The sequence below is a fragment of the Pseudomonas sp. DTU12.3 genome (assembly GCF_004124275.1).
Taxonomy (GTDB): Bacteria; Pseudomonadota; Gammaproteobacteria; order Pseudomonadales; family Pseudomonadaceae; genus Aquipseudomonas; species Aquipseudomonas helmanticensis.
The window spans coordinates 2,741,048-2,760,881 of sequence record NZ_CP027218.1 but is presented as its reverse complement, the minus strand read 5'-3'; the positions used below and the strand labels follow the sequence as shown (position 1 = coordinate 2,760,881).

18 protein-coding genes and 1 pseudogene are annotated in these 19,834 nt (G+C 57.8%); 9 read left to right on the top strand and 10 right to left on the bottom strand.

Features of this window, described 5'->3' with window-relative positions; genetic code table 11:
- Positions 1-5: 5 nt before the first annotated feature.
- The 4 genes from C2E19_RS12655 to iolC form a co-directional block, all read right to left on the bottom strand.
- Entirely contained in the window at positions 6-1,508 is a 1,503-nt protein-coding gene (locus C2E19_RS12655; protein ID WP_129392509.1) for a CoA-acylating methylmalonate-semialdehyde dehydrogenase, read from the bottom strand.
- Between the two features lie 30 nt (positions 1,509-1,538).
- Positions 1,539-2,348, bottom strand: a complete 810-nt coding sequence (gene iolB, locus C2E19_RS12650; RefSeq protein WP_129392507.1) for a 5-deoxy-glucuronate isomerase — start codon at positions 2,346-2,348, stop codon at positions 1,539-1,541.
- Positions 2,348-3,238 (bottom strand): myo-inosose-2 dehydratase, encoded by an 891-nt coding sequence (iolE, locus tag C2E19_RS12645; RefSeq protein WP_129392504.1) that lies wholly within the window; start codon positions 3,236-3,238, stop codon positions 2,348-2,350. Before iolE ends, iolB begins: the two co-directional genes overlap by 1 nt.
- Before the next feature lie 367 nt (positions 3,239-3,605).
- A complete protein-coding gene (gene iolC, locus C2E19_RS12635) occupies positions 3,606-5,543 on the bottom strand; it encodes a 5-dehydro-2-deoxygluconokinase (protein ID WP_129392501.1) in 1,938 nt (645 codons plus the stop codon).
- 310 nt (positions 5,544-5,853) lie between these two features.
- Between iolC and C2E19_RS12630 the strand changes: the two genes are divergently transcribed.
- The 3 genes from C2E19_RS12630 to C2E19_RS12620 all read left to right on the top strand — a co-directional run bounded on the left by C2E19_RS12630 (position 5,854) and on the right by C2E19_RS12620 (position 8,550).
- Positions 5,854-6,774, top strand: a complete 921-nt coding sequence (locus C2E19_RS12630; RefSeq protein ID WP_129392497.1) for a MurR/RpiR family transcriptional regulator — start codon at positions 5,854-5,856, stop codon at positions 6,772-6,774.
- A 61-nt stretch (positions 6,775-6,835) separates the two neighbouring features.
- On the top strand, positions 6,836-7,441 hold the full coding sequence (locus C2E19_RS12625) for a glutathione S-transferase (RefSeq protein ID WP_129392494.1): 606 nt from the start codon (positions 6,836-6,838) through the stop codon (positions 7,439-7,441).
- Positions 7,442-7,443: 2 nt separating this feature from the next.
- Positions 7,444-8,550, top strand: a complete 1,107-nt coding sequence (locus tag C2E19_RS12620; RefSeq protein ID WP_129392491.1) for a DNA alkylation repair protein — start codon at positions 7,444-7,446, stop codon at positions 8,548-8,550.
- Positions 8,551-8,688: 138 nt separating this feature from the next.
- Here C2E19_RS12620 and C2E19_RS12615 read toward each other — a convergent pair.
- Positions 8,689-9,147: pseudogene (locus C2E19_RS12615) on the bottom strand (GNAT family N-acetyltransferase).
- Between the two features lie 73 nt (positions 9,148-9,220).
- A complete protein-coding gene (locus C2E19_RS12610; protein WP_174823933.1) occupies positions 9,221-9,694 on the bottom strand; it encodes a hypothetical protein in 474 nt (157 codons plus the stop codon).
- Between the two features lie 269 nt (positions 9,695-9,963).
- Here C2E19_RS12610 and C2E19_RS12605 point away from each other — a divergent pair, with 269 nt between their 5' ends.
- Together C2E19_RS12605 and C2E19_RS12600 are read left to right on the top strand one after the other, a co-directional pair.
- Entirely contained in the window at positions 9,964-10,707 is a 744-nt protein-coding gene (locus C2E19_RS12605) for an SDR family oxidoreductase (RefSeq protein WP_129392488.1), read from the top strand.
- 3 nt (positions 10,708-10,710) lie between these two features.
- A complete protein-coding gene (locus tag C2E19_RS12600; RefSeq protein ID WP_129392485.1) occupies positions 10,711-11,346 on the top strand; it encodes a cupin domain-containing protein in 636 nt (211 codons plus the stop codon).
- Positions 11,347-11,352: 6 nt separating this feature from the next.
- On the opposite strand, the gene gcvA is transcribed toward C2E19_RS12600, so the two are convergent.
- On the bottom strand, positions 11,353-12,264 hold the full coding sequence (gene gcvA, locus C2E19_RS12595; protein ID WP_129396112.1) for a transcriptional regulator GcvA: 912 nt from the start codon (positions 12,262-12,264) through the stop codon (positions 11,353-11,355).
- 166 nt (positions 12,265-12,430) lie between these two features.
- On the opposite strand from gcvA, the gene C2E19_RS12590 reads away from it, so the two are divergent.
- The 3 genes from C2E19_RS12590 (at position 12,431) to C2E19_RS12580 (ending at position 14,726) form a co-directional block, all read left to right on the top strand.
- Positions 12,431-13,204: an SDR family NAD(P)-dependent oxidoreductase gene (locus C2E19_RS12590; RefSeq protein WP_129392482.1), complete on the top strand. Its 774-nt coding sequence runs from the start codon at positions 12,431-12,433 to the stop codon at positions 13,202-13,204.
- Between the two features lie 14 nt (positions 13,205-13,218).
- Complete coding sequence (locus tag C2E19_RS12585; RefSeq protein WP_129396111.1) at positions 13,219-13,560, top strand: carboxymuconolactone decarboxylase family protein; 342 nt, start codon at positions 13,219-13,221, stop codon at positions 13,558-13,560.
- 68 nt (positions 13,561-13,628) lie between these two features.
- A complete protein-coding gene (locus C2E19_RS12580; RefSeq protein ID WP_129392479.1) occupies positions 13,629-14,726 on the top strand; it encodes an FAD-dependent oxidoreductase in 1,098 nt (365 codons plus the stop codon).
- A gap of 73 nt (positions 14,727-14,799) precedes the next feature.
- Here C2E19_RS12580 and C2E19_RS12575 read toward each other — a convergent pair whose 3' ends face one another.
- The 3 genes from C2E19_RS12575 to C2E19_RS12565 form a co-directional block, all read right to left on the bottom strand.
- On the bottom strand, positions 14,800-15,453 hold the full coding sequence (locus C2E19_RS12575) for a DUF2931 family protein (protein ID WP_129392476.1): 654 nt from the start codon (positions 15,451-15,453) through the stop codon (positions 14,800-14,802).
- Positions 15,453-16,994 (bottom strand): DUF2235 domain-containing protein, encoded by a 1,542-nt coding sequence (locus tag C2E19_RS12570; RefSeq protein WP_129392473.1) that lies wholly within the window; start codon positions 16,992-16,994, stop codon positions 15,453-15,455. The genes C2E19_RS12575 and C2E19_RS12570 overlap by 1 nt, the downstream gene beginning before the upstream one ends.
- 139 nt (positions 16,995-17,133) lie before the next feature.
- The gene (locus C2E19_RS12565; RefSeq protein ID WP_129392470.1) at positions 17,134-17,493 is read right to left on the bottom strand and encodes a DUF6124 family protein; all 360 of its coding nucleotides are present in this window, start codon (positions 17,491-17,493) and stop codon (positions 17,134-17,136) included.
- Positions 17,494-18,188: 695 nt separating this feature from the next.
- On the opposite strand from C2E19_RS12565, the gene C2E19_RS12560 reads away from it, so the two are divergent.
- A complete protein-coding gene (locus tag C2E19_RS12560) occupies positions 18,189-19,805 on the top strand; it encodes an arylsulfatase (RefSeq protein WP_129392467.1) in 1,617 nt (538 codons plus the stop codon).
- The last annotated feature ends 29 nt before the right edge of the window (positions 19,806-19,834 follow it).

The following is a 19,834-nucleotide window of genomic DNA, read 5'->3' as shown; positions in this document are numbered from 1 at the left end:
AGACGTTATTTGGCGGTGGGCATGCTGAATTCAGGGCCTTTGGCGATGCTGTCGGGCCAACGCTGCATCACGCTTTTGTAGCGGCTGTAGAAACGAATGCCTTCCTCGCCATAAGCGTGATGATCGCCAAACAGCGAGCGCTTCCAGCCACCGAACGAGTGCCACGCCATCGGCACTGGTATCGGCACGTTGATACCGACCATGCCGACCTTGATCGTGCGCGCAAACGCCCGGGCGATGCCGCCGTCACTGGTGAAGCACGACACGCCGTTGCCGAACTCATGGGCATTGATCAACGCCACGGCGCTGGCGAAATCGGGGACGCGAACGATGCCCAGCACCGGGCCGAAAATCTCTTGTTGGTAGATGCTCATCTCGGTGCTGACGTTATCGAACAGCGTCGCCCCGACGAAGAAACCGTTCTCCGCGCCCGGCACCTTGAAGTTGCGCCCATCGACGATCAGTTGCGCACCTTGCGCCACGCCTTCATCGATAAAACCTTCAACCTTGGCCTTGTGGTCAGCCGTCACCAACGGCCCCATATCGCTGTCGCCCTGCATGCCGTTGCCGACTTTCAGCTGATCGATGCGTGGCAGCAGTTTTGCGATCAGCTGGTCGCCGACATCACCCACCGCGACGGCAATCGAAATCGCCATGCAGCGCTCGCCCGCCGAGCCATAAGCCGCGCCGATCAAAGCGTCTGCGGCTTGATCGAGATCAGCATCGGGCATGACGATCATGTGATTTTTCGCGCCGCCCAGTGCCTGTACACGCTTGCCGCGCGCGGTCGCTTGCTGGTGGATGTATTCGGCAATCGGCGTCGACCCGACAAAAGAGATCGCCTCGATGTCCGGGTGTTGCAGCAAAGCGTCCACCGCGACTTTGTCACCCTGCACGACGTTGAACACGCCATCGGGCAACCCGGCTTCGGTGAGCAATCGCGCCATCAGTAGACTTGCCGACGGATCGCGTTCCGACGGCTTGAGGATGAAGCAGTTACCGGTGACCAGCGCCAGCGGGATCATCCACAGCGGCACCATCACCGGGAAGTTGAACGGCGTCACCCCGGCGCACACACCGAGTGGCTGACGCAGGTTCCAGTTGTCGATGCCGCCGCCGATGTTGTCACTGAAATCGGTTTTCAGCAGGTTCGGCGCGCCACAGGCGTACTCGACGATCTCGATGCCACGGGTCACTTCCCCCTTGGCGTCGGAGAGCACTTTGCCGTGTTCGCGGCTGATCATTTCCGCCAGTTCGTGGTGGTGGCGGTCGAGCAGTTCCTTGAACTTGAACATCACCCGCGAACGGCGCAGCGACGATTGCTCCGACCACGCCGGGAACGCCTGCAGCGCCGAGGCTACCGCTTCGTCGACGGTTTTCTGGCTGGCCAGCGTTACGCGCGCCTGCACTGCACCAGTGGCTGGATTGAACACATTGCTGAAGCGTTCGCCGCCGCTGTCCTGCACCTGACCGTTGATGTAATGGCCCAAAACCTGGGTGTCGCTCATTGTTGTTGTTCTCCGTGCAAGTGCTGGAATTCAGAGGTCGAGCAGCCAACTGTGCTGAGGATCGTTATGGAACTGCCAGACCCGCTTCGGCCCGGCCATCACGTTCAGGTAATAGGACTCGTAGCCGTACGGCACGCTGACCGGGTGATAACCCTTAGGCACCACGACCAGATCGCTGTTTTCCACGGCCATGGCCTGATCGATGCTGCGGTCGTCGGTGTACACGCGCTGGAACACAAAGCCCTGTGGCGGGTTGATCTGGTGGTAATAGGTTTCTTCGAGAAAGCTCTGATGCGGCAGATCGTCGGTGTCGTGCTTATGCGGCGGGTAGCTCGACGAATGCCCGGACGGCGTGCGCACCTCCACCACCAAGAGCGAATGCGCAGGCTCGGTGTCCGGGAGGATGTCGCAGACGTAACGGGTGTTTGCGCCTTTACCACGCACACTGCGCGTCATGCTGTCGGGCCTGATCAGCCGTGGGCCGAAAGCGTTGTCGGGCGAGCCGGGCGCGGCACACACGGCGATTTGCACGTCGCTGAGCGCGGTCACCTGGGCCTGACTGCCCGGCGGCAAATAGGCGGCGAACGGCGACTTGTCTTCAAACACCGATTGCCGATCGCCAAGGTTGTCCCAGTCGAACGCGCCCTGCCCCGGCGCTTCGCCTTTGAGGCTGATGCGCCCGCTGAGCAGCACCAGGCACAACTCCTTATCGCCGGCAGCCACCGGCAAGGTTTCGCCGAGACTCAAGCGATACGCGGCGAACCCGACGTATTCCAACTCACCCTTGGCCAACTCGACCATGCTTCGGCCACTGGCGTTGCTCTTGACCAAAAGGCTCATCAGCGGGTCCTCTCATCGAGCAGCGCACGCAAGGTGTCGAAGCCTTTTTTCGCGTAGACATAACTCGGTGCTACAGCTGGATCCTGCTCGGCCTCGACCACCAGCCAACCGTGGTAATCGGCGGTCAGCAGCACATCGAGCAACGCGCCAAAATCGATATCGCCATCGCCCGGCACGGTGAACGTGCCGTTGATGATGCAGTCGGGGAAACTCCAGAGGTTATTGCGCGCCAGTTGCACCACCGGTTTGCGCACGTCCTTGAAATGCACGTGGCAGATGCGTTCGATGTGTTTGCGCAGCACCTGCAACGGCTCGCCACCGCCCATGTAGCAGTGGCCCGAATCGAACAGCAGGCCGACTTCGCTGCCGGTCAGCGCCATCAACTTGTCGATGTCCGACGGCGATTCCACATAGGCGCCCATGTGGTGGTGATAGGCCAGACGCACCCCCTGTGACAGGGTGAAACGCGCCAGCTCGGTGAGCTTGTCGGCGTATGCCTGCCAGGCTTGTTCGGTGTGAAAACGCGGGCGTTCGACCAAGGCAATGCGCTGGCCTTGAATCGAGTCAGCGACCTCACCGTAAACCAGCACCTTGGCGCCATTCTTCGCCAGCAGCTCGACGTGGCTGCCGATGGCGTCGATTTCTTCGGCCACCGAACGGCGCGCCAGACGGCTGGAATACCAGCCGGAAACCAGCGCCAGATCGTAAGGCCGCAGCACGTCAGCGACGCCTTTGGCATCCTTGGGAAACTTGCCGTTGAGCTCAAAACCTTCGTAGCCGATCTCCTTGCCTTCGCTCAGCGCCGTGCTCAGCGGCGTCTCGCCACCGAGGGACGGCAAGTCATCGTTGCTCCAGGAGATCGGGTTGATGCCAATTCGGATAGCGGGCATGGCTGCACCTTTTATTGTTTTGAAAATCTTCAAACCAACGCAGATCCCCTGTGGGAGCGGGCTTGCTCGCGAAGGCGGTGTGTCAGGCGACAACAAAGTTGAATGTGCCGACCTCTTCGCGAGCAAGCCCGCTCCCACAGGGGGTTATGCGGTGTGTCAGCACGCCAGCGGGCGGCTGCGGGTTGATGCCAATTCGGATAGCGGGCATGGCTGCACCTTTTATTGTTTTGAAAATCTTCAAACCAACGCAGATCCCCTGTGGGAGCGGGCTTGCTCGCGAAGGCGGTGTGTCAGGCGACAACAAAGTTGAATGTGCCGACCTCTTCGCGAGCAAGCCCGCTCCCACATGGGGTTATGCGGTATTTTTTCAGGATCGCGATGAGCGCCACGCCTCGATCAATTCGACAAACGTGCCCTGCACCTGCCTGATCAGCGTTTCATCGTCGATCTCGCCGGCCATCCACGCCCGGCTCGGCGCCTGGAAAATCGTCCGGCCCACGGCAAACCCTCGGCAAGTCCGGCTCTGACTCGCCTGCTGAAACCCTGCAGCCAATTCCGCCGCCGGCGCATTCAGCCCCAGCAGCACCACGCCACGGCAGTACGGATCGCGCTCTTGAATCAACTCATCGAGCTGTTGCCATTCCTCGGCACTTTGCGCCTCGATCTTCCACCACGCCGGATAAATGCCCAGGTTGTAGAGGCGTTTCAGCGAGCGATAAAGTACGTCCGGGTGCGCCGCCGGCAGATCCTTCGGCGGAATAATTTCCAGCAGCAACTCATGTCCGCTGACCAGCGACGCCTGATACAAACCCTTGATCTGCGCTTCCTGCTCCAGGCGCAGCAGCGGTTCATCATCCGGGTGAAACTGCACCAGACACTTGATGATCTGCTCCTGCGGCCAGGCAATCAGATTGCTGCCCACCGAGCGCCCGTGCTCGAACGCCAGCGGCCGCGAACCCTGCACCTCCACCGGGCGCGCCACCCACCAGCCACGCCCGGTGGCAGCGTTCAGCGAGTCCTGTCCAAAACGCTGATCGGCCAACAGCCCGACATCAGCCTCGATACCCTGCTCACGCAAATCGGCTTCGACGCGCTCCACGGCCTGGATGAAAAGTTGTTTGAGTTGGCAGATCGCGTCGAGATCGCGTCCGCCCTTGTGCGCCAGTTCCACCAGTTGCCCGCGATGATCGAAGGCAAAGATGAACAGCTGCTTCCACTGTTTGCGCGGCACGCTGACTTGATGCAGTCGCTGCAGGGTGACGTCCTGATCCGGCCGGGTGATCGGCACCGGGCTGTCGAACAGATAATCGAGTTCGGCACGGGTCGGCATCGCCGGTGCACAAGCATGCCGCGACACCACCAGACCGCCGCAGGCATTGGCGAGCTGGCAGCAACGCTCGTCGCTCGCATCCTCCAGCCAACCGGCGAGGAAGCCCGACATGAACGCATCGCCAGCGCCCAACACGTTGAGCACCTCAACACGCACGCCGGGGTAAATCGCGCCGTCTTCAAGACGCACCGGAATCACCCCGTGAATCACCGTGCAGCCCTGCGGGCCGAGCTTGACCACCAATGTCGCCGCACTCACCCGCCGTACATTGCGCAACGCGGTGAGCAAGTCCTCCGAGCCACCGGCAATCAGAAACTCTTCTTCGGTACCGACGATCAGGTCAAAACGCGGGAGGATTTTCTGCACATGCTGGCTGACGTTCTGATCGGCGACAAAGCGGGTTTCGCCGTCCGCCTTGCCGGCCAGGCCCCACAACACCGGGCGATAGTCGATGTCGAGGATGCGTTTGACGTTGTGCTTCTCGGCGTAATCCAGAGCCTGGATGCTCGCCTTGTAGACGCCGTCGGTGGAGAAATGCGTGCCGGTGATCAGCAAGGCTTTGCTGGAGGCGATAAAGGCTTCGCTGATGTCTTCGGCGCGCAACGCCATGTCGGCGCAGTTCTCGCGGTAGAACACCAACGGAAAGGTTTCGCGGTCCTTGAGACCGAGCAGGACCATGGCGGTCAGACGTTCCGGATCGACCTTGATACCGCTGACGTCGCAACCTTCACGGGCCAGCGATTCAAGCAGAAAACGGCCCATGTGGTCGTCGCCGACCCGGCTCAACATCGCCGACTTGAGGCCCAGCCGCGCGGTGCCGAAGGCGATATTGGCGGAGGAGCCGCCGAGGTATTTGGCGAAGCTGGACACGTCCTCCAGCCGCGCGCCGACTTGCTGCGCATAGAGGTCGACGCCAAGGCGCCCCAGGCAAATCAGATCCAATTGACGCCCACTGGCAAAACGAGTCTGGCCCATGCTGGCTCCTGTTATTTTTATCAGCCTGCGTTCGGGACGGTGGCCGTGCCGAACACTCTTGGTGGATGCAGACTAAAACGACTGGAACCGAACAATCAATAAATATTCCAAATAATTTTTACGTGGAATATTTTTTCCAATAAACTTTTGTACGACCGTCCTAGCCGCAGTGCATCGATTCAGCAGCGTGAGCGCCGATTGCATGCCGGAGATTTTATTCCGGCCTACCCTGTAGACTGCGCACAGCCCACCTATTGTCAGGGGCTGACCGATTCGTCAGCCCTATAAGAACAAGCCAGAAGGATTCTTTATGTCCCGCACCGATCAGCCGGCTACCGACGAGCCAACGTCCGAGCGCGACCTCGCCAGCCCCCCGATCAATGCCGAGCGCCTGCTGCAACTGATCACCGAAGAATATGAAGCCCTGCCGCGCCAGCTCAAACGCATCGCCAGTTACATGAGCCAGCAGAGCGACCGGATCATGGTCGATCGCATCAGCGACATCGCCCGCGAGTGCGAAGTGCACCCGTCGGCCATCGTGCGTTTCTCGCAGCGCTTCGGCTTCAGCGGTTTCAGCGAAATGCAGGCCTTGTTCCGCGAGGCCTACACGCACAAAGCCACGCCGGTGCAGAACTACCAGCAACGCATCCGCAGCATGATCGCCAACAAGTCGCAGAAGGCCAGCGGCGGCGACCTCGCCCGTGAATGCATCGACGCCACCCTCTCCGGCATCGAACGTCTCGGCCAGGAACTCGACGACGCCGCGTTCGAAAAAGCCGTCGACCTCGTCGTCAACGCCGACAACATTTACGTGGTTGGCGTGCGCCGCTCCTTCGCGGTCGCCGACTACCTGGTCTACAACCTGCAACACACCAACAAGCGCATCCACCTGGTCTCCGGCCTCGGCGGCAGCTACCGCGAACAGATGCGCAGCGTGCGCGCCAACGATCTGGTCATCGCAATCAGCTTCACCCCGTACGCCAAGGAAACCCAACACTGCCTGCGCATCGCCCAGCACCATCAGGCGAAAACCCTGATCCTCACCGACAGCAACCTCTCGCCGCTGGCCAAACGCGCGAACACCGTGTTGCTGGTCAACGAAGGCAGCTCCTTCGCCTTCCGCTCGCTGAGCGCGACGTTGTGCCTGTGCCAGGCGCTGTTCATCGCCGTCGCCTATCGCCTGGAACTCAAGGTCGACGAAATTCACGAACAGGTCGGCTTCGACGACTGACAATTCCTTCAAGCTCGGCTAGGTTATGCCTTCCCACCGGTTCGACTTGAAGGAACGCGTCATGAAACTGATCGGCATGCTCGATTCTCCTTACGTGCGGCGCGTGGCGATCTCCGCCAAACGCTTAGGGATCGACCTCGAACACGAGGCGGTCTCGGTGTTCCGCCACTTCGAGCAATTCCAGCAGATCAACCCGGTGGTCAAAGCGCCGACGCTGATTCTCGATGACGGCGTGGTGCTGATGGACTCCACGCTGATCCTCGACTACCTCGAGTCTGCTTCAGGCAAAAGCCTGCTGCCGACCGACTTGAGCCAACGCGCCCGCGCCCTGCGCCTGATCGGCCTGAGCCTCGCCGCCTGCGAAAAAGCCGTGCAGCTCTACTACGAACGCAACCTGCGCCCGGCCGACATCCAATACCAGCCGTGGATCGAACGCGTCGAAAGCCAACTCGCCGCCGCGTTCACCGCGCTGGAAACAGAACTCGACACCCACCACTTGCCCACCGACGGCAGCCTCGCTCAGGACGGCATCAGCCTTGCTGTCGCGTGGAGCTTCACCGGCCTCGTCGTGCCCGACCAGATCGACAACGACCGCTACCCGCGCATCGCCCAATACACTGCATACGCGGAAAGCCTCGAAGCCTTCATCAGCACACCGATGACCTGACCATGAGCGCCACCGAAACTGCCGCTCCCGCCCTCAAGGAAATCTTCAACGCCGAACGCTTGCGGCATATCGCCGACGAAATGAGCGCGGTGTATCCCGCGTTCAAAGCCAAGGCATTTCTCAAGCACGCCAATGAAGGCCTCGCCGAGCTATCGGTGATGCAGCGCATGACCCGTGTCAGCGAAAGCCTGCACGCCGTGCTGCCGATGGCGTACGAGGATTCCCTCAAGGTTCTGTTTGAACTCGCTCCGAAGCTGAACAGCGGATTCGTCAGCATGTGCTTGCCGCACTATGTCGCCAGCTATGGCGGGCATGCGTTTGATACGTCGATGGATGCGCTGAAGTACTTCACCACGTTCGGCTCATCGGAATTTGCCATCCGCCACTTTCTGCGCAGTGATCTGGAACGCGCGCTGGAACTGATGCACGACTGGGCTTTGGATGAGAATCACCATGTACGTCGCTTAGCCAGCGAAGGCAGCCGCCCTCGCCTGCCTTGGTCGTTTCGACTGGAAGCCGTGCAGGCGGATCCGCGATTGACGGCGGGGATATTGGATCGGTTGAAGGCGGACGAGAGTTTGTACGTGCGCAAGTCGGTGGCGAATCATTTGAATGATGTGACGAAGGTGCATCCCGCTTGGGTACTGGATGTAATTGAAGGGTGGTCGCTGGAGGATAAGCGTACGGCCTGGATTGCCAAGCATGCGTTGCGGAGTTTGATCAAGCAGGGGGACATGCGCGCGTTGACGGTGATGGGTGCGGGGAAGAAGGCTGAGGTTGAACTGGTGGATGTGCGGGTTGAGCCGGCGGTGGTGCGGCTGGGGGATGCGATTGTTTTGTCGTTTACGGTGAAGTCGACGGTGGCGCATGAGCAGCGGTTGGTGATTGATTATGCGATTGACTATGTGAAGGCGAATGGCGGGGTTTCGCGGAAGGTTTTCAAGTTGAAGGTGGTGGATTTGGTGGGGTTTCGCGAGGTGGTTATGGGGCGGCGGCAGGTGATTAAGGATTTTACGACGCGCAAGCATTTTGTGGGGTGGCATGGGGTGCGGGTGATGGTTAATGGGGTGGTTTTGGGTAGCGCTGCGTTTGACATTGTTTCTGGATGAGGCCGTGTGTGGATTCGTTGATTTGGCAATACTCGGAGTGATAGGGAGTTGCGCATAGGGCAGCTTTCGGCCAGAAGCAGACGTTCAACTCGCCCTGTTTTTGGCCCATTGAAAATGTACAACTGGTGGTCTCAGAGCTTACTCCGTGGCGTCGAAAGATTCGTGATACAGCACTGTGCCTACCAGTAAATCACTACTGAAGGAAAGCGCCTGGAAATACTCTTGAGGAACCCCGGGCAACTCCAATCCAGCATTGGCTTTGAAACAAAAGCGACTATAGTAATCACGATCACCCAGCACTACGCAGCCAGTTGCGCCCAGGTCTTGCAACTGCGCCAGAGAGGCTTTCATCAGGGCTGAACCGATACCTTGGCCTTGCCGGTTTCGTCACACGGATATTGGCCCGAGCCCGTACCAGCCTGTCGCATCCGAAGACACAGTGACCGGTGAAATAGTTAATTGCCCGGCGCGACGCAGCGCATCGACAATCAAGTGTTCTGTGTGGCTGGAATGTTCTTCGTGCTCAAACGCCGTGAGGGTCAGCGCGGCAATGCGCTGGATGTCTTCAGATTGTTCGTTGCGGATTGTCAGATTCATATTGAGTTTTTCTCTAGTGCCTTGATCGAACAGGCCGGTACAAGTCGTACTTTGAACGACTGTTCTGGTTCGATCAAACCCACTCATGTTCAGTGAGCCTTTTGAATGCTGACAACGCGTCTTGAAACTGAACCTTCTGGAATAAAGCCCTCTGATTTTTTTCATTCCAGGCAACCGCAGTGATGACGCCGGAAACGATGTCGACGGCCCTGCCAAAACGCTCCCAAGTTACAGTCTCACCACGAATCACTTGCTCAACCACCGCAACAGTGCAGCTCAAGTCCATATCATCCGGGCAAATCAATAGCGGTACTATCGTCGAGGAGTCTTCTGCGTTAGGTTCGAGAACTTGCCACGCGTAGCGCGAGTGATCGTCATCGGTCAGCCAGCCTTGTGCGGGAACCAGTCCATCTGTGTCGTCGTTACCGATGGCGTCGTAAATGACGCCCTTGATCCAGTTTCCAAGTGGAATGGAGTCAATCGTAAACACCGGATGCGGCGCTCTGGTGTGTTTCGATTGATACATCGCTGCACTGATAACGTTCATGCTAGGCTCGGCGTTGAATTGACCATTCCGCATTTTGCATCAGGTCACTGGGTACGCAAAACCTATCTCACGTTAATCACTCGAAAACACTCTGTAATAACGCGAGTTTGAGAACGACTGCATTGGGTCGATTTCTGTCTAATGCGATGGGTCGAGACTACCCCGCCGTCCCGCAATTTTTTCTTTAGATGACCACACGAAAATCTGCCTCGCCAGTCGAGATTGCACGAGACACCCTGTCTTGCATTATTTTCTGCACAGGTTTCGACATGTTGACTGGAAAAGCAGCACTGATCACTGGCGGTTCTTCAGGAATTGGCCTGGCTACGGCTCAGCGGATGGTCGCGTACGGCGCGAAGATCGCTATCACCGGGCAGAATATGAATCGCTTGATGGAAGCCGCCAGCGGTCTTGGCTCTGGGGTTATTGCTATCCAGGCCGACGTCAGCATTCAGGCCGATATGCAACGGGTTCGCCAACAGGTTGAACAGGCGTTCGGCGGTCTGGATATTCTGTTCGCCAACGCAGGGGTCGCTTATGGAACGCCTTTGGCAGCAACAGATGACGCCATGATCGACCATCTGCTGGGCGTAAACGTCAAAGGTGTGTACTTCACCGTGCAGGCGCTGGTGCCGGTGATGCCCAAAGGCAGCAGCATCATCCTCAACACCTCCTGGCTAAACCAGATTGGCGCGCCCGGTAGATCGCTACTCTCCGCGTCCAAAGCCGCTGTGCGGTCATTCGCTCGCACGTTATCAGCAGAATTGCTGGATCAACAGATTCGAGTCAATGCTGTCAGCCCAGGTTCGGTTATCACACCGCTGCATCGCCAATCAGGTCAAACCGAGGAACAGTTTGCTGCTTACGTTTCGAGAACGGGAAGCCAGGTGCCTATAGGGAGAATGGCTCAAGCTGACGAAATAGCCGAAGTTGTGTGTTTTCTCGCCAGCGACCATTCTCGCTACATGCTGGGGGCTGAAATGGTGGTCGACGGCGGGCGCGCGGAATTATAGGCCATGCAATTGAACACTGATCTCGATCATCGCACGCTGGTGCATGGGGCACTCCTGCCGTGGGTGCCCTCTCCCTCCTCCGGCGTTGAGCGACGCATGCTCTATCGTGTCGGAGGAGAAAAGGCCCGAGCAACCTCGCTAGTAAAGTACGCAGCCGGAAGCGTGTTCCCTGTACATAGCCACCCCGGTGGCGAAGAGTTCTTCGTTCTTGAGGGCACGCTCCAGGACGAGAGAGGCGATTACCCTGCCGGTACTTACGTTCGCAACCCTCCAGGTAGCCGGCACGCCCCACGCTCCGACCAGGGCTGCGTGATATTTTTGAGGCTGCAACAGTTCGATCCGCAAGATACCCAGGAATGCGTTGTGCAGTCTGAGCGCGAAGATGACACGTCATCTGCACAGTTGCTGTTCTGTAGCACTAGCGAGCAAGTCAAGCTTGAGCGATTGGAGGCTGGCGCATTGCTGTCTTTAGCCAACCCTTACGGGATGGAAGTTCTGGCACTGGCCGGATCCATCGTTGAAGGCAAGGATCTGCTTGAGCGAATGACCTGGCTTCGCCTGCCCAGAGGCATGCCCCTGCAAGCGCAAGCCGGGCAAGCCGGCACACGTTTGTGGATCAAGCGATGCACTGCGCCTTGATCCTGCTCAAGCGTCGGCTTCGCTGATCAACCAGTCGCGGAACGCCTTGATCTTCGCCAACTCCGCCACTTCTGGACGGTGAACCACGTAATAGGCAAATGCGAGCGGACAAGTGGTTTCACCGAAGGGGCGGATCAGCCGCCCCGCCGCCAAATCCTCGCGCACCATCACACTGCGCCCCAGCGCCAATCCCTGCCCGTCAACCGCTGCTTGCAAGACCGCCGCCGAGTTATTGATGCGCAGGCCATGATCGGCATTGATATCCGCGTAGCCTGCGGCATCGAGCCAGGTACGCCAAGTGGGATAGGCAGGGTCAGCCGCCATCGACAGATCATGGATCAATGTCGCTTCGGCAAGCTTCCCTTTCGGCAGCCGCCCTTTCTTGAGCAACGAATAACCCGGCGCGCACACCGGGTACATTTCTTCATCCATCAACCTGGTGGCCGTCAATCCGGGCCACTGTCCGGCGCCATAGCGAACGCCAACATCCACACCCTGGACGACGAAGTCCACCGGGCGCAGGTTGGTATCCAGCAGGACATCGGTTTGCGGATGAGCCAGCTGGAAACGCTCGATACGGGGTAGCAGCCACTTCGCCGCAAACGCCGGACTGACGGTTACGGTCAGGCCAGTGTTAAGCGATCCCTCTTTCAAACGCTCCAACCCTGCGCGCAAGCGATCAAAACCCTCGCGTATATCTGGCAGCGCCTCCCTCGCCACATCGGTCGGAACCAGACGCGTAGAGCCGCTCGATGCGCGATGGAACAACGTCACGCCAAGCCAGGCTTCAAGGGTGCGCACCTGCTGCCCTACCGCTGCCGAGGTGACATGCAACTCCGTCGCCGCGGCTGAAAAACTCTGGTGACGAGCGGCGGCTTCAAAAGCTCGCAGTGCATTGAGATAGGTTGGCGTAGTCATATGGAAAAGAATTTCTTTAATGATTGGAAAAATCTTCTGATTTGTCGCCATTGCGTACTGGGCGAAGAATAGCAGCCATGCCGAAGCATTACAGCCAAAAGGCCCGGTGACCAAGTCGACCCGTTCATTCCGGCGACTCCCTCTCTTTAGCAAAAGGAACACAACGATGAAAAGATTTTCTTCCAAAGTAGCTATCGTTACCGGCGGCGGTTCAGGTATCGGTAAAGAGGTCGCAGCGCGGTTGGTTGCCGAAGGCGCCAGCGTAGTGATTACCGGGCGTGATGCTGCGAAACTCGAAAAAGCCGCCGCTCAGATCGACCCGACCGGCACTAATGTGCGCACACTCGCCGCCGATATTTCCCAGCCTGCCACTGCCCAGGCACTCGTCGCGTTGGCAACTGCCGAGTTCGGTGGCGTCGATATCCTGATCAACAATGCCGGCATTTTTAATCCAAAACCCTTCCTGGAAATGGGCGAGCAGGAATACGACGGCTTCGTCGACATCATCCTCAAGGGCAAATTTTTCATGGCCCAGGCGGCGGCGAAGGCCATGCAACAACGCGGCGGCGGAGCCATCGTACAGACTGGCTCGCTGTGGGCCATTCAAGCCATCGGTGCCACGCCGTCGGCTGCTTACTCAGCGGCGAACGCTGGCGTTCACGCGCTGACGCGTAATCTGGCCATCGAGTTGGCGGCGAGCAACATCCGCATCAACACCGTTGCCCCCGCCGTGGTGGAGACACCGGTCTACAACACCTTCATGGACAAAGATCAGGTTGCAGCCGTGCTACCGACTTTTAATGCCTTCCACCCTTTGGGGCGTAACGGCCAGCCAGCGGATGTGGCCGAGGCGATGTTGTTTCTCGCTTCAGAACAGGCTTCGTGGATCACCGGCACCTTGTTGCCAGTCGATGGCGGTGTGACTGCCGGCCGAATCTAAAGGAGCGAGCCATGATGATGGATTGGAATGATTATCGGGAAACACTCCTAAGCCGCGTTGGCGATCTTGCCAAACTTTCGCCGGATACGGTTCGGGGCCTACAAGTGCTGGACGGTGCCGGGCCAAAAACCGGTCATCTCGATGCCAAGACTCACGAACTGATCGCCCTGGCGGTCGCCGTCACTACCCGCTGTGACGGCTGCATCGCGGTGCATACCAAGGCGGCGGCAAAACACGGTGCTACGCGCGAAGAGATCGCCGAGGCGCTGGGCGTTGCTATCGCCCTCAATGCTGGAGCGGCCGTCACCTATTCGGCACGGGTGCTGGACGCCTACGCAGCACTCGACGACAAGTGATCAACTGCTGACAAGCCTGCCCGCAGGATCAAGCAGTTGGCCTGCGGGTTTTCGTTTCGAGGAACACCATGAACACGGTCAAGGTAGCAATCATAGGCGGCGGTCTCAGCGGCCTTTACACGGCGTACCTGTTGTCGCAAATGAACGTGGAGTACCAACTGTTTGAGGCTCGTGACCGGCTCGGTGGCCGAATTTTATCGACGCCTGGCCCGGGGCCAAGGCATGACTTGGGTCCCGCATGGATGTGGCCCGACTTCCAGCCGCGCATGGCTGCGCTGGTAGAAGAGCTTGAGATTGCCACCTTCGCGCAACATACAGAGGGCGCAACGCTAATGGAGCGCTCATCCCTGCAGCCACCGAGGCGCATGGTTGGCTGGGAATCAGGAAACACCTCAATGCGCATCCATAGCGGCGTGCAGCAATTAATAGACGCGCTTGCCACTAAAGTGCCCGCTGAGCGCATTCTCCTGAACTGCCGGATTACCAAGGTGACGCTACGCAACTCCAGAGTCTTTTTAATGGCATCCGATGGATCGTCATCTTTGGAAAACATGGAGTTCACCCATGTCATCAGTGCAATGCCGTTGCGACTGATGGCTCAGAGCATCGAATTCGAACCGCCAACTGCTGCTTCGCGGATGGCACAGTGGGCCGAGACCCCGACCTGGATGGCGGCGCACGCCAAATATGTCGCGTTGTACTCAGCGCCGTTCTGGAGGGCGGCTGGTTTATCAGGATCGGCTCAAAGCCATATCGGGCCAATGGTGGAAATCCATGACGCCTGCGACCCAGCAGGCAGCGCCGCATTGTTCGGGTTTATTGGCTTACCTGTATCCGTCAGAAAGACGATGGATCAAGGCGCGCTGCTTGCAGCCTGCATTCAGCAAATGGGGCGGCTGTTCGGCACCGCCGCAACCACTCCTCTGGCGCACTACATCAAAGACTGGGCATGGGATGATTTCACTGCCGCAGACGGGGATCGTTTGGCAACCCAAGTGCATCACACCGGGCGCACCGTTATTACTACCCAAGATGTCTGGTCGGATGTACTTTTGGTATCAGGCACTGAGGCCTCATTGGAGCACAATGGCTACATGGAAGGCGCACTGGACGCAGCTCAAGTGGCGGTCAACAGGCTGCATCAAATTGAAATTAGGCATTGGTGAGCTAATTGGCCATTGGCGGCAGCTACCAGTAAACCACTCAACGTTAATATGATTTGCTTCATTGGCAGACGGGTTACCAACTCCCGTAAGGGATGCCAAATTTCTCGATATACCGCTTGGACTTTTCGCTGACAGGATACGCGTAGCGCCCTTGGTTCTTGCCTTGACTAGGCCCTAGCGGCTCAATCTCCGCCTGTGCTCTCGCGACTTTGACCGGATGGTGGCACTCGTCTCTGACCCAAACCTGCACAACCCCTCCAGGCGCCAACCCCAAATAGACCGATGAAATATAGGTGCTCCGCTGCTCTGGTGTTTTCGCGCAGCGCTGGTTGACCGAGGTCAGCATCAATTGTCTGGCTTCTTCGGGTATGTCCACCCATGCGCGATAGGTCTGAGGCTCTACGATGGACTGCCAACGAACGAAAATTCGTTTTGGAAGATCAGCGCCAACCACCGCTTTTGCGGACGCGCCCACTCCGTCCCAGCCTCGGGCCGACTCAGTACCATCTTCTGGGTACCCGCCCGACGCAGAACCTCCACCCGTGCGCAGAAACGTCTTGCCCTTAATGTCTTCCACAGCAGTGTCTTCAACCCAAACTTTCATGTAGTTGGGTTCGGTAAAACCGAGTTCCCACCATGGGGACTTAGGGTCATTTTTTGCTGACAGCGGGTCGGCATTACAGCCAGCCACGAAGAGCGCGCACAGCAGTGCTGTAAATAACTTCATTACCAAAGCGTCCAGTCGGGTACGTGTGGGTGTTTTACGCGGATTGCATCTTCCGTGGGGGCATTGATATAAACAGCTCTGATGCCACTTCCATCTCTCCTGCCAAGCGGATGGTTCCAATTGGCGGACGTGTGAATGTACTTGAGTTTGAGGATTTGCTCCTCCTCTGGCGTGGTGCTGTAGTCGCCGGAGACAAAACGATCACACATGGGCTGAAGTTCTTCAGGAACGGCGAAGTCTGGTGTCTCGGGGATGTCTTCTAAGCGCACGCCTTTGGCTTTGGCGAGTTGATGCATCACGCGCAGGCTCACTCTCGACAGTAATCCACTCACCGGACGCTTGAGTTGAACGGCGGCATAGACTCGTTTGACTCGAGGACTCAGTCGATCCTGAGGGCTGATCGGCATCAGTAAAGGAGGTGGCGTAACGACTTCCAGCATTTCGGAAGGCCAGCCGTTGGCTAACCACTGGTTTCTGACATTGACCGCATCCTGGTAGACCGATGTGGTGGTGACATCCGCGTACTTGCCGATGTCTAGAGTTTGCATTGGGCTAATGAGCACACATTCTTCGGCGTCCTCAAGATAACCGCCCCCAACATCGGAATGCACACCTGGCAAGACAATTTCCGGATGATCCATCGCTACTCGATTAAGAGCGAAGTTAGCCCTGCACTCATCCCGCGCAGCCAACTGCACAACGTCGGTGAAATAACGTCGGTCGAGGTAGAGTTTGATCCCTGTTGCGACTGCACTTTTGATGTTGCCTAAATTGGACCATCCAGCAATCGACGGTACAGTGTCGAATAAACCAATGAAGCCCATATTGATGTCGCGGTTGTATTGATCGACAAAGGTAGGACTGAGGACATCTGATTTGCTGCGAAGAATCTCGCCCAGAGGGCCTTGTTTGCCACGCACGATCTCATTGGCGAAATGTCTGGCGGCTGCCGCACCGCGACTGAAGCCAAACGTGTCGAAGGTCAACGACGCAATTTCACTATCGGGATTTTTATTCAATACCTCAGTGATACGCTGTTCGATCAACGCGAAAGAAGATTGGACACGCCCGGCAACACCGGTTTCGCCACGTCCTGTACCGGCGCCAAATTTACTGTCTTCTTCACCTGATCGGGTGCCTATGCCTTCGACGTAGACCATACCGAAAGCTTTCTTTCGAGGCCCCGCCCCCTCAGCCAGTCGCGGTGCCTCATACAGTTCGCTCAGCTTTTTCACGTTGCTGACATCGTTGCCGTAACTACTGTCGGGATCGCTCATATACGGCTGACAACTCGCAGGAATATCTTCCGGCGCAATCGGATGCTGCGCCCCACACAGCAATCCAGCCGCCGTGTTATTCGCATTGTTCCCAGTCCCATCAAAGAAAACCCCAATCCTCAACGCGATGCCGATTTTCTCAGGCTCAGGCGCGGGTTCTTTCCCATGTTTCTCATACTCAGCCCAACGTTGGGCATGAATATCGACGGGTTTGGCTTCTTCGTAGCGATGGTTTTTCGGCGGGTTAGGTACGTAGCCACTCAATCCGTGATTCCTTGTTCTGATCCCTGAAGAACGGCGCGAAGGGTGACAGCCGAGGCTGTGAGGCACAAGCCGTGGCCCTGTGCCAGCGCTGTTGAGACCGCGTGTTGCGACGAGGGTTTCCCCTCGTCGGTGGGGGCGGTTAATTGGCGATTTCGACGTTATCCAGCGCTTGGTTGACGGCGATTTCGCCGAGCATCACGACTTGGGCGATGCCCAGGGCGGTTTTGCGATGGGAGGTGTCGAGCATGGCGGCGAAGTTGATCAGCATTTCGCTGGCGGAGCCGAGGGTTTCGCTGGCGTTGGCGAGCAGGGATTCGTTGTCGTACTTCGGGTTGGCGAGGTACATGCGTTCGGGCTGGTGGGTGCTGGCCATGATTTGCGCGGGGCCGAGATAGTGGTTGAGGGCGCGTTCGGCGGCTTCGTGGAATCGCTTGGAGTCGGGGGATTCGTAGGGGGATGTGGGGTCGGTTTCTGGTGGGTTGGGTGTTGGTTTGATCATGGTGAAACTCCTAGTTAATAAAAAGGAGCCTTCACTTTCGCTACCAAACGAAGGTGGCGGCCATACGCGGGTTGGTAGACCGGTAACTAGGACCCGGCACACCCGAAGGTGTCCTGCGCATGGCCACCATTGAGCAGAGACCTGAAGCGGTCTGCGAACGGTACGCGATGCGACTAGTTATGACGGGCTACCAAACCCGATCACTGCTTTTCAGTGACCGACAGACGATAGAACCCGCGCTCTAGACGCACAAGCCGGCGGATTCTGGCTTAGTCGTAGGCAACGGCGCAAGGCGTTGTAGGGCTTGGGTAGTTACCGGAGGCTTCTATTAAACAGCTCTGGTATTTGTTGTTGAGAACGCTGTTAGGCGAGGTTTTCATTTTGGCTGTCTTCCAGAGGTAGAAGGATCTGGCGGGGGGAGATCAAAAGATCGCAGCCTTCGGCAGCTCCTACCTGTTGGCCGAGTATGGTGTTTGGTTGTGGTGGGTGGTGGAAACGGGACCAAGGTCATTTACATGACATTCTTCATCTGATTCGCCAAATAAAATCACCGTTTCCATAAGACGCTGATTGGCGTCGAAAAAAGAATACTGGCTATTTCAGGGATCGAACCTACGCTCCTGCGGGGGATAACCAGTTGCAAGACGGTCGGGGGGCCTGTCTTCGGTACTTACGCAAGTACACAGGAGCGCCTCATGAAGCCGACATATTTCTCCCGGTTGTTCTCTGTTTCATTGTTGTTGACCGCAATGGTCATACCCGAGCTGACAATGGCCGCCGACAAGCCCCCGCCGAACATTGTTGTCATCATGGGCGATGACATCGGCTGGTCGAATATTGGCGTCTATAACCAGGGCATGATGGCCGGGCGCACACCTAATCTCGATCAGTTAGCCGCAGAGGGCATGCGTTTTACCGACTATTACGCCGAAGCCAGTTGCACCGCCGGGCGCGCGAACTTCATTACCGGTGAACTGCCGATTCGCACCGGCATGACCACGGTAGGTCAGGCCGGCTCGCCGATTGGTATTCCCGCCGAAGCGGTGACCATCGCCACCACACTCAAAGCCATGGGCTATGCGACCGGACAGTTCGGCAAGAACCACCTCGGCGACCTCAATCAATTCCTGCCCACCGTGCATGGCTTCGACGAGTTCTTCGGATACCTCTATCACCTCGATGCAATGGAAGACCCTGCACACCCCAACTATCCGCAGGATCAACTGGAAAAATTCGGTCCGCGCAACATGGTTCACAGTTGGGCCACCAACACCGATGACACCACCGAAATGCCGCGCTGGGGCAAGGTCGGCAAACAGAAGATCGAAGACGCCGGCACGCTCTATCCGGAACGGATGAAAACCGTTGACGACGAGATTCGTGACAAGGCTTTTGCCTTTGTCGATAAAGCCAGACAAGACAACAAACCGTTCTTTCTCTGGCTCAATCCGACGCGGATGCACATCGTCACTCACCTTTCCGACAAGTATGAAAAACTGCGCAACTCGGAAAATGGCTGGTCGGAACAGGAAGCCGGCATGGCGCAGCTCGACGATATCGTCGGTGACGTGCTCGCCAAGCTGAAAAAAGAAGGCATGGATGACAACACCATCGTGGTGTTCACCACCGACAACGGCGCGGAAAACTTCACTTGGCCGGATGGCGGCACAACTCCGTTTGCCATGGGCAAAGGCACAGTCATGGAAGGTGGTTTCCGGGTTCCGGCGATCGTTCGCTGGCCCGGCAAAGTGCCGGCCAACACGGTTGGCAACGGTATCATGTCCGGTATGGACTGGTTCCCGACCTTCGTTGCGGCGGCCGGTAACCCGAACATTACGCAAGAGCTGCTCAAGGGCAAACAGCTCGGTGACACCACCTACAAGGTGCACCTGGACGGCTATGACCAGACGCCGATGATCACCGGGAATGGTCCATCGAATCGCCACGAAATCTTCTACTTCGGTGAAAGTACTCTCGGCGCGATCCGCATCGATGACTTCAAATACCGTTTTATCAATCAGCCAGGTGGCTGGCTCGGCGCCAAGGAACAACCAGACATGCCGGTGCTGACCAATTTGCGGCTCGATCCCTTTGAACGGATGGGCTGGTCCGAAAACCTCACAGCCAATGGCTCGCTGTCCTATTTCGAGTGGTTCAAATATCAGTTCTGGCGCTTCGTATTCGTGCAGGATCAGGTCAGCAAACTGGCAATGACCGCTGTTGAATATCCGCCGATGCAAAAAGGCGCGAGCTTCAACCTCGAAGCGGTCAAAGCCAAGATCGAGGCTGCCCGGGCGGCCATGGGCAAGTAGCACTTCAGGCGAAACATGGGTGACCGAGG

What these genes read in the sequence shown, in the direction of transcription:
- gcvA (WP_129396112.1), bottom strand. Translation starts at nt 12,264, where the DNA reads ATGACTACGCCAACCTATCTCAATGCACTGCGAGCTTTTGAAGCCGCC.
- iolB (WP_129392507.1), bottom strand. Translation starts at nt 2,348, where the DNA reads ATGAGCCTTTTGGTCAAGAGCAACGCCAGTGGCCGAAGCATGGTCGAG.
- iolE (WP_129392504.1), bottom strand. Translation starts at nt 3,238, where the DNA reads ATGCCCGCTATCCGAATTGGCATCAACCCGATCTCCTGGAGCAACGAT.
- C2E19_RS12605 (WP_129392488.1), top strand. Translation starts at nt 9,964, where the DNA reads ATGTTGACTGGAAAAGCAGCACTGATCACTGGCGGTTCTTCAGGAATT.
- C2E19_RS12600 (WP_129392485.1), top strand. Translation starts at nt 10,711, where the DNA reads ATGCAATTGAACACTGATCTCGATCATCGCACGCTGGTGCATGGGGCA.
- C2E19_RS12630 (WP_129392497.1), top strand. Translation starts at nt 5,854, where the DNA reads ATGTCCCGCACCGATCAGCCGGCTACCGACGAGCCAACGTCCGAGCGC.
- C2E19_RS12610 (WP_174823933.1), bottom strand. Translation starts at nt 9,694, where the DNA reads ATGAACGTTATCAGTGCAGCGATGTATCAATCGAAACACACCAGAGCG.
- C2E19_RS12655 (WP_129392509.1), bottom strand. Translation starts at nt 1,508, where the DNA reads ATGAGCGACACCCAGGTTTTGGGCCATTACATCAACGGTCAGGTGCAG.
- C2E19_RS12560 (WP_129392467.1), top strand. Translation starts at nt 18,189, where the DNA reads ATGAAGCCGACATATTTCTCCCGGTTGTTCTCTGTTTCATTGTTGTTG.
- C2E19_RS12590 (WP_129392482.1), top strand. Translation starts at nt 12,431, where the DNA reads ATGAAAAGATTTTCTTCCAAAGTAGCTATCGTTACCGGCGGCGGTTCA.
- C2E19_RS12585 (WP_129396111.1), top strand. Translation starts at nt 13,219, where the DNA reads ATGATGGATTGGAATGATTATCGGGAAACACTCCTAAGCCGCGTTGGC.
- C2E19_RS12625 (WP_129392494.1), top strand. Translation starts at nt 6,836, where the DNA reads ATGAAACTGATCGGCATGCTCGATTCTCCTTACGTGCGGCGCGTGGCG.
- C2E19_RS12580 (WP_129392479.1), top strand. Translation starts at nt 13,629, where the DNA reads ATGAACACGGTCAAGGTAGCAATCATAGGCGGCGGTCTCAGCGGCCTT.
- iolC (WP_129392501.1), bottom strand. Translation starts at nt 5,543, where the DNA reads ATGGGCCAGACTCGTTTTGCCAGTGGGCGTCAATTGGATCTGATTTGC.
- C2E19_RS12620 (WP_129392491.1), top strand. Translation starts at nt 7,444, where the DNA reads ATGAGCGCCACCGAAACTGCCGCTCCCGCCCTCAAGGAAATCTTCAAC.
- C2E19_RS12575 (WP_129392476.1), bottom strand. Translation starts at nt 15,453, where the DNA reads ATGAAGTTATTTACAGCACTGCTGTGCGCGCTCTTCGTGGCTGGCTGT.
- C2E19_RS12565 (WP_129392470.1), bottom strand. Translation starts at nt 17,493, where the DNA reads ATGATCAAACCAACACCCAACCCACCAGAAACCGACCCCACATCCCCC.